A 9,675-nucleotide genomic window follows, 5' to 3' on the forward strand; every position below is an offset into this window, starting at 1 on the left:
TGTCGTTGATAGACTACCTATAAGGAATTGAAACCTGCCGTGTCTGATTTTTTTGATAGGTGTAAAGGTGTTGATAGACTACCTATAAGGAATTGAAACTCTGGCCATCGTCTCACCAAGGTTCTTATTGCCGGGTTGATAGACTACCTATAAGGAATTGAAACTTTGATGAACTAACTGCAAGGCTGAATGCGGTTGCGTTGATAGACTACCTATAAGGAATTGAAACGGACACGCACAATTAAAGAATGGGCCTACCAGCAAGAGTTGATAGACTACCTATAAGGAATTGAAACCCATTGTCACTGGCGCATCTAATGCAGCCAACATCGTTGATAGACTACCTATAAGGAATTGAAACTTTGGTACTTGACACAAATTAGCTGTGTTTTTGCATGAAAGGTTATCAGAATGGAACGCGCATCTTTAAGCTGTTGGGTTTTCCCCTGCTATAAAGCCTTACTATATAGATAAATAAAAAGACGAACGAATTTGGAAAGAACAGTAGATTTGTAAAAAGTGAGAGCGATTTCCGGTCCGCAGCCTATTACAACTGATCGTGGATGAGGTAGTAAGAACAGTCAAGGTTTTAGCTGTGTTGAATTAGCCGGAAGAATTATTAATACAATTGGTTTTTACTGATAGGAAGCTATTAAAAAGCGGGGAGGCATATTTTATGCCTCCCCGCTTTTTAATCCTTATAGGTAGAATAGTTAAAATAATAAGATGAAATATATTAACATATTTCAATTCCTACTAGGTAGTTACAAATATAGTATATCCTTTTTTGTGAAAAAATCAAATCAGTATTTATTTGAATTATATTAACATTAATATTGACTGATTTGTGATTGGTGTTACAATTATTACCAGGGGGGATGGCGTATGAAAGTGAACAAAAGAAGAGAGGACATTCAAATTGTAGTTAATATTATCAATAACAATGGGCCAACTGAAAAAACTAACTTTTTCGATTTAATTCTTCGTCTTTGGAAGATGTTCGCTAAGTGATTTTTTGACTATAAATAAGTAGTCAATCATTTAGGAATAGATAGAGAGGAGAATTTTTTAGGCTTATCAAGAATGGTTATAGAATATGAACACTGATTTTATAAATAAAATGTAAAATTATAGAATAAAATGCAGGAAATAGGATTCCATGGATTGAAGTGTATTTGTAATTATTTTGATTGATTTTGGTTTAGGGAGGTGATGCGATGCTGGAAGCTATGATTGATATGGGAAGGACGTTATTAAGAGATAGTGACTTACTAAGCGAAAAAGTGAAAAAGTTGGATTCTGTGACCCCAAAAGGTGAAAAGCGTTATGTTGTAAAGTTTAATTTCTGCCTAGAAGAAAAAAGACTGGAAATGGATATTGAAGAAATCGGCAGTCAAACAGCAGCTAAATATGTTTTGTTGGACCGGGAAGGTGGGCCCAATAATCCTCAATGGTATATTACTTTTGAAAAGTGTGATAGCTTGATTTCACAGTCCTTACCAAATTTTTTAAAAAAACTTGAAGAAGGTATATTACGTAAGCAGATATCAGAGATACTTCAAACCTTTTTTAAAGATTTGGGGGTGGATGTTGATTGTAAGTATCGGTATGTTCTGGATATCCAGAAATGTTTTGGGTATTCGCAAAGTGTAGAAGATATTCTGAAGGTTGAGAAAAAAATCAATGAAAAAAATGCATGCAAAAATGTAGTATTATCAATTGCAGCCGAAATAGTTAAACTTTGCATTAAGAAATTTGAAATACGAAAAGAACAGGCAGGCTTATTTACCATTTTGATTGATGGCATTGCGTTGGCCCAACATCCTTTATATAAGAAAATTATTGGACAATCGTTGGCAGAACGCATGGTTGATGGATCTGTGATGGGCCTGGTGTGTAGTTGTTGTGGATCGGATGAAGGATGTACTAGTGACCTGAGGGATATATCGATCAAGTATTATACGACCAATCAATGTATCTTTGCTCACAAACTAAACCATAAAAATTATGATAAAAATTTTGTATTGTGTAAAACTTGCTATGAAAGTCTGCTGGCAGCAGAGAAATTTGTTAAAAAAGAATTGCGAAGCCGAATAGCCGATTTTGATACATACATTATTCCTCATGTTCTTCATGGGCGGAATATAAATGGACCGGTTCTGAAAAAGCTGGTCCGTGCAATTGATCCGGTTATTGACCGGAGCAGGAATTTGGAAGAAATTCAACAATTTAAAAATACAGTTGCTAACTGGCTAGATAAAATTAATAAAGAAGATGGCTACAGCTATTTGCTGAATTTCTTATTTTATCGGCAGCTTAACCAAGCTACTAAAATTCAAAAAATGATTAAGGATGTTCAACCTTCAGTTTTTGCTTTGATTGATCGTTCATTGAGTCAGGCAAGGGAATTGTTTGAGCCGTTTTTTACAGAAAAAACTTATTTGCATTTGCGGCGTGATTTAAAGATGATCTACTATATGCATCCGATCAAATTACAAGATGGTAATCCGGCTCAATATCAACGAATTCTTAATGTTTATGAGTCGCTTTTTTATCGGCGCTTTTTACAAACTGATCAGATCTTTAGGAATATTGCCGAAGTCTTGCGGATTATTTGGCGACAAAGAGCAGGCTATAATGTGTCGTTTACAGATCCACAATATTTTGCTATTAAAGTGTTGGAAGCAATGTTTTATCTTGTTTTTTTACAGAAGTTTGGCGCTTTAGAAAGAAAGGGAGGTGATCAAATGGTAGATTATTCGATAGTGGCAAATGATGAATTGAGAAATTATTTGGATGCTATGAAGTACAGCGAAACACAGACCGCCGTGTTTTTATTAGGTGTTTTGATCGGCTCAATTGGCCGGGAGCAAAGTAGTCGCAGTGAGGAAGGAACCTATAAACCGGTTTTAAATAAAATAAATTTTAACGGCATGGACCAAACGCGTATGATGAAACTTTCTGTTGATATTTTTAATAAGCTGCGGCAAGAAAAAATATTAAGGTTTGTAGAAAATATTCATTATGCCCATATGTATTGGATGAGTAGAAATCGTGACTCCTGGGATTTAAACAAGGATGAAGGGTTGTTCTACCTATTAGCCGGTTATAGCTTTCAAACTTTAAAAAAGAAAAAGAAAAAGGAAGAGGGAGAAAGTACTGATGAAGATAACGAACGGACAGATACTGTATCTATATGATGCCAAACTAACTAATCCGAATGGAGATCCTGATGAGGAAAATCGCCCGCGTATGGACTATGAGCGGGAAGTTAATCTGGTTTCTGACTTGCGTCTCAAACGATATATCAGGGATTATTTGTTGGACAAAGGACATGAATTATATGTACAACAAGTTGGTGGGCAACCGATTACCGCTGCTGAAAGGGTAAAATCTCTATCGGCAAAGGAGGGAGAACTGATGCAGGCGGTATTACAGGCATTTGTTGATATTCGATTGTTTGGAGCCACTATACCGGTCAAACAGGATAATCAAACCATTACCGGTCCGGTACAGTTTAACTGGGGATATTCGTTGCATCCTGTAAAATTGCTGGAAACTAGTATTACATCAACATTTGCTTCAAAAGCAGGTAAAAGACAAGGGTCAATAGGAAAAGATTATCGGGTTATGTATTCGTTGTTGGCTTTTTCCGGTGTAATTAGTGGTAAACGGGCGGCGCATACCGGATTGTCGGAAGATGATCTATCTCTTTTGGATGAGGCCATGGTCAAAGCGATCCCTCTATTGGCAACGCGCAGCAAGATTGGACAGCAGCCCCGGCTTTATATGCGGTTGGTACTCAAAGATGATGAAACTATATTGAAAGACTTGCGTAATTACGTAAAAATCGTTGAATCTACGCAAGACAATCTCCGAGATATTACTGAATTTAAGTTGGATATTACATTACTAAAAAGTTATATCGCATCTTGCAGAGAAAAAATTGAGCGGGTAGTTTATTTCACTGATGGGGATTTGCAGTTTATTTGTGATGGTCAGCCAGTTTCTATACCCAAGTGCCTGGGAGATATACCGGCTATAGAACTGACTTGAGGTGGATGAAATGCAGGGCATTATTTTTGATATCGAAGGAAAATTTGCTCACTTTCGGAAATTCTATACCAATTCTTCATCGCTCTCGTATTCGATACCACCACGTACGGTATTGCAAGGTATGCTTGCTGCCATGTTCGGTCTGCCTAGAGACAGCTATTACCGGAAATGGAATTCTGATCATCTGCATATTGCCGTTCGTAAGAATGGGCCAACTTACAGCGTAACACAGACATTAAACTATATCAAAGCTGTGTCGATGGGGGAATTGAGAAAACCAAAAGAACATACGCAGATTCCGTTTGAACTGATAGTCGCAGTAAAGAAGGTATCTTATCGGCTTTATGTTTCGTTTGAAAATGAAGCAGAGACGGCGGAACTTTGTGAACGGGTGCGTCAGGAACGATTCGTTTATCCCCCGGTTTTAGGGGCGGCACCATTTCAAGCAGATGTGACTTATGTTGCTAATGCGCAGTTTGTGAAAGTGGAACCGGAGGATTTTATCTCTGTTTCAACGGTTCTGCCGGTAGAAATAGTGAAAAATATAAAAGTTGAAGAATTTGCTTTGTTAAAAGAAAAAATGCCTCAAGATTTCGGTGAAGACAGAAAACTCCTGCCTGCTCGTTCTTATTTATTAGAAAACCAAGGCTTGCCGCTTAAGGTCCAATTGCGCCCTGCTTCTTGCTGTTATTCAGTGCAGTATAAGGAGAATGAGGAATACATCACTTTTTTATAATATGGTGGTGAAAATATGCAGTTGTTTTGTTCACATGTGAAGCCCGATAAGCCTTTATTTAAACATTTGCGGGAGGTTGTGCAGTATAGTAAAGGTTATGGCGACGGAGCACTGGCTGCGGTGCATGAGATTATCGGGTATGCCCATGACTTTGGAAAGTACACAACATTCTTTCAGGACCATTTATATGGACGCAAAGACTGGGGGGAACTTAGTCATCATGGATATCTTTCTGCTTTGTTTGGTGTATATGTATGGAGGAAATTGGGGAATGACGATGATTTAGTTATTGCGCTGAGTATTTTCAGCGCAATTCTTTCTCATCATGGCGATTTGAAACCCTTTAGTAATAGGGAATACCTTCCGGATAGTTTTCGCCGTATACAAGAGAGAGAACCAGTAGGCTCCAAAATGAAAACCTTAGAACAGCAACGCCGAAACATGTTGCAGCATGTAAGTATTATCCTTGAAGATTATGCACAGATTGGCTGGGCATCAATTGTTAAAGAGTTCTTGACACAGGAGGATTCTTTGCCGGAAACAGCCTGCTTTTTAAGAGATAAGGCGGATGAGTTTCAAATAGATGGTGATGAAACAGCCTACTTTGTTCATCAAGTACTGTACTCTGCCCTGATTGCTGCGGACAAGATAAGTGCAGCCAGGCTTATGCCGATAAATGTGCGCCAGTTATCGTTAGAACAATTATCGCAACAGAAGGAAGCCTTACTGAAACGAAATTTGGTGGGGAAGCTCGATGAAATGCGCAACCAAATTTTTAATCAGGTTCAGGCCCAAATACCAATAGTTTGGCAGAAAGGGAAGTTCTTTTCAATTACTTCTCCCACCGGAACCGGCAAAACATTCACCGGTTTTTTTGCTGCGAAGAGATTGCAAAAGTTATTAGGTGGATCATACAAAATTATTTATGCACTGCCATTTACGTCTATTATCGACCAGAATTATCAGGCAATAGTCAATTTGCATAAAGCTGAACCAGACTTTCTCAAGAATGAAAGCTTATATTTATTAAAGCATCATCATCTGTCAAATACCGAATATAAGAATGAGGCGGAAGATTACCGGCAAGATGATGCAGAACTCTTAATTGAGAACTGGGATAGTGGCATTGTGGTGACCACCTTTGTTCAATTGTTGCAAAGCTTGATTGGACAACGGAACCGTATGTTGAAAAAATATCATGTCTTGACAAAAAGTATTCTGTTGCTGGATGAAGTGCAAGCAATCCCATTAGAGTGGTATAAGTTGGTTAACTGTGTTTTTCAGCGGATGACAGAGATGTATGATTGTCGCATACTGCTTATGACAGCTACTAAGCCGATATTCTTCGATGAAACCGTTGAACTTTTGGATAATAGTGAAGTATATTTTGCTCAAATGAACCGAACCTGTTTGCGGATAGAACTAGATGAGAGGACAGTGGAAGAATTTTGTGATTTTTTTATTACAATTTGGGAACCGGAAAAGTCTTGCTTGATTGTAGCGAACACCATTAATCAATCTGTTGAAATATATCAACAATTGCAGAAACAATTAGAGAATACTCACCTATATTATCTTTCGACCAATATAATTCCGTTGCAACGTCGTAAAGTTTTAGAGGAAGTTGAGTCTGTATTAAAAAAACAAGAGAAGATTATATTGATAGCAACACAGGTTGTTGAAGCCGGTGTCGATGTTGATTTTGATATGGTTGTGCGGGATTTGGCGCCGATTGATTCTATTATTCAGTGTGCTGGACGTTGTAATCGGCATGGTGATCGTGAGGGTGGGGATGTTTATGTTGTGCGGATAGTAAGAGAGTGGGAAGGGAAAAGTTTTGGTACATTAGTCTATGGGAGCAGTATGATACGGGCGGCACGAGCGGCACTTGAAAAAGCCGGAACAGTCATTCCGGAAAAGGAATATGGAAGACTTATAAATATTTATTATAATAAAATTAAAGAAATCATAGCGAACGAGCAGTCCGATAAAGTGATTGAAGCAATGAGGACACTGGACTTCTCTCCAGAGCAAGGAGTTGGCACGTTCACGCTGATTGATGATCAACGTGATTATGTGAATTTGTTTGTAGAATGGGATGAAACAGCTCAGTCGCTATTGGTGGATTTAGAAAAGAGTTTATCTTTATCGGATGCCAAAGAGAAGAGAAATCGGATGAAAGACATTGGAAGACAAATGCAACGATACATGATTTCTTTACCTCAGACATTAGCCATGCGGCACGAAAAAAAAGTAATTGGCTATGAGACGCTATATGTTTTAGGTCAAGGTGATATTGAACGGTATTATGATCCAATAACGGGTATCAAACGACAGGATAATTTTGATATGCAGTGCTATTAGTGCTATTAAGGAAATCATTTAATCATGGCGATGGGGAATTAAGTCTTCATGTTAGGATTATACGGACTAAGTTCAGAAAACGAACATTGCTTGCGGAATAAGAGCGACTATCATCCGGTTTGCTAGCTGGCGAAACACAAGGTGGAAGGTTTTGATCAATACCTGTAGTGTCGGGTGATTAGGAAGGTGAAGGCTGTGGATGTCTTAGAGTTTGCCGTTACCGGTACTCATATCTGGTATTATTACTGCTGTCAAAGGGAAGTCTGGCTGATGCTGCATCAGGTGAATGCCGACCAAGATGACGCCAATATGGATTTGGGTCGGTTCTTGCATGAAATGACATATGCCAGGGATCGCAGCAAAGAGATTACTTTGGGGAATATCCGGTTAGATATTGTACGGCAGGAAGACGACGAAATGGTTGTCGGTGAAGTTAAGAAAAGCTCGAAGTATTTGACCAGCGCTCGGATGCAACTGGCCTTTTATTTGCTTGAGTTAAAGGAGCGCGGCATAGCGGCGCGGGGTGAACTGCTTTTTCCTAAAGAAAGGAAACGGGAAGTGGTGGAACTAACGGCGGAATTGGAGCAGGAACTGGCAACAGCGACGGCAGCTATCCGCAGTCTGGCCGCTGAGCCCAGGCCGCCACAGGCGAAAAAAATAGCTCTATGTAGAAACTGTGCCTACAAAGAGTTCTGTTGGGCGTAGCGGAGGTGGCATAATGAAGAAAACCTTATATATTTTTTCTAACGGGCAGTTGCGGCGTAAGGACAATACTATTTTCTTTATGAACGAAGCGGGAGAACAAAAATACATTCCGGTAGAAGATACTTCCGAGTTGATGGTATTCGGCGAGGTGGATATTAATAAACGGTTTCTGGAGTTTTGCGCCCAGAAGGAAATCATTATTCATTATTTCAATAACTACGGTTATTACAGCGGCACCTTTTATCCGCGGGAGCATTATAACTCCGGCTATATGATTCTGCGCCAGGCCGCAGCCTATCTGGATGGGACGGCGCGACTGGGATTGGCGCGGCAGTTTGTCGCCGGTGCGGCCCTCAATATTCGTCAAGTCTTAAAATATTATCAGAACAGAGATAAAGATGTTGCTGAAAACTTAGCAGGAATTGAAGATTTGCGGGAAAAAATTCCTGCTATGCAGGAAATCCCAGCATTAATGGCGGTTGAGGGCAATATTAGAGAACAGTATTACAAAGCGTTCGATGCCATTCATGGGCAAAAGGATTTTGTGTTTGAAGGGCGTTCAAAACGGCCACCCAAGAATGAAATGAATACGCTGATCAGTTTTGGCAATGCGATTGTCTATTCGACGGTACTGAGTGAAATCTATAAAACCCATCTGGACCCGCGGATCGGGTATCTTCATTCGACAAATTTCCGGCGATTCAGTTTGAACCTGGATATTGCCGAAATTTTTAAACCTATCCTGGTAGACCGGGTTATTTTTACGTTGATTGGCAAGAAGATGATTAGTAAGAAGGACTTTAAGAAAGAGTCGGGTGGGTTGTTGTTAAAAGAAAATGGACGGCGGGTGTTTGTCGAGGAAATGGAAAATAGGCTGAAAACCACCATCACCCACCGCGATATTGGCAGTCCGGTGTCTTATCGCCGCTTGATTCGTTTGGAGTTGTACAAGCTGGAAAAACACCTGATAGGAGAGGCTGCCTACGAGCCATTTGTCTCGCAGTGGTAAAGTGGGCAGGGAAGGCAGAAAAATCATAAGATTGGTTGGGGAGACGAGGGAATACTATGTTTGTAATCCTGATGTATGATATGGGTGAAAAACGAGTGGCCAAGGCGCTGAAACGCTGTCGAAAATACTTAAATTGGGTGCAAAATTCCGTGTTTGAGGGAGAAATATCAGAGACCAATCTGGCTAAGTTAAAAATGGAACTGGAAAAAATCCTCGTTGACGATGAGGATTCGGTGATTATTTATACGTTGCGTACCACTCATTACTCTAAACGGGAAATTATGGGACTGCGTAAAGGCGGGCAGGATTTGATTATTTGAATAGTAGCTGTTGTTGGGAGATGACAATAAGGTATATGATGTGTTAGCTTCGGTGGAATCGCAGAACGGGAAATACTTTAAGTAAGGGATGGAACTTTGTGAGAAGTAGAAGCCTAGCTGTGATTGCTTTTTATCCGGTGACCTGCCATTTCTATGGCAGGATTTTTTTCGTTAATTATGGAATACAGAAAGAACTTTAAAAATATATTACTTTCATGCAATGAACATAGTAGTAATTTTGTCGTCGACTGGCAATAGCGTAAAAACACCGGGAGATCGACGACAAAACAAATGGCGGCCGAACTGAATTTAAGGAAAAATTGAGAAGCTTGCCTGTTTGCCAATTTTTCTATACAGGCAGAATTTTTGCAGGGTAAATGGGTTGATAGACTACCTATAAGGATTTGAAACTGGACAGGATATCTATTTAGAAAATGACAGTGCCGACGTTGATAGACTACCTATAAGGATTTGAAACTTCTGAC

At 39.5% G+C, this 9,675-nt stretch carries 7 protein-coding genes and 1 CRISPR repeat array; all 7 genes read left to right on the forward strand.

Going from position 1 to position 9,675, the window contains the following annotated elements; translation table 11 throughout:
- Positions 1–4 precede the first annotated feature (4 nt).
- A CRISPR array of direct repeats spans positions 5–361; the repeat unit is 30 nt; unit sequence GTTGATAGACTACCTATAAGGAATTGAAAC.
- An 856-nt stretch (positions 362–1,217) separates the two neighbouring features.
- Positions 1,218–3,200: a TIGR02556 family CRISPR-associated protein gene (locus tag BMW43_RS09240; protein WP_091746143.1), complete on the forward strand. Its 1,983-nt coding sequence runs from the start codon at positions 1,218–1,220 to the stop codon at positions 3,198–3,200.
- The gene (gene cas7b, locus BMW43_RS09245) at positions 3,163–4,056 is read left to right on the forward strand and encodes a type I-B CRISPR-associated protein Cas7/Csh2 (RefSeq protein ID WP_177173526.1); all 894 of its coding nucleotides are present in this window, start codon (positions 3,163–3,165) and stop codon (positions 4,054–4,056) included. Before BMW43_RS09240 ends, cas7b begins: the two co-directional genes overlap by 38 nt.
- Positions 4,057–4,066: 10 nt before the next feature.
- Positions 4,067–4,792, forward strand: a complete 726-nt coding sequence (gene cas5, locus BMW43_RS09250; RefSeq protein WP_091746146.1) for a CRISPR-associated protein Cas5 — start codon at positions 4,067–4,069, stop codon at positions 4,790–4,792.
- 15 nt (positions 4,793–4,807) lie between these two features.
- Positions 4,808–7,156, forward strand: a complete 2,349-nt coding sequence (locus tag BMW43_RS09255; protein WP_091746149.1) for a CRISPR-associated helicase/endonuclease Cas3 — start codon at positions 4,808–4,810, stop codon at positions 7,154–7,156.
- Positions 7,157–7,342: 186 nt separating this feature from the next.
- Positions 7,343–7,861 carry a CRISPR-associated protein Cas4 gene (gene cas4 / locus BMW43_RS09260; RefSeq protein WP_218140641.1) on the forward strand — a complete coding sequence of 173 codons (519 nt, stop codon included), beginning with the start codon at positions 7,343–7,345 and terminating at the stop codon, positions 7,859–7,861.
- A 13-nt stretch (positions 7,862–7,874) separates the two neighbouring features.
- Positions 7,875–8,870: a type I-B CRISPR-associated endonuclease Cas1b gene (gene cas1b / locus BMW43_RS09265; RefSeq protein WP_091746155.1), complete on the forward strand. Its 996-nt coding sequence runs from the start codon at positions 7,875–7,877 to the stop codon at positions 8,868–8,870.
- A 56-nt stretch (positions 8,871–8,926) separates the two neighbouring features.
- Positions 8,927–9,190 carry a CRISPR-associated endonuclease Cas2 gene (cas2, locus tag BMW43_RS09270; protein ID WP_091746158.1) on the forward strand — a complete coding sequence of 88 codons (264 nt, stop codon included), beginning with the start codon at positions 8,927–8,929 and terminating at the stop codon, positions 9,188–9,190.
- The last annotated feature ends 485 nt before the right edge of the window (positions 9,191–9,675 follow it).

The sequence above is a fragment of the Propionispora vibrioides genome (assembly GCF_900110485.1).
Classification (GTDB): domain Bacteria; phylum Bacillota; class Negativicutes; order Propionisporales; family Propionisporaceae; genus Propionispora; species Propionispora vibrioides.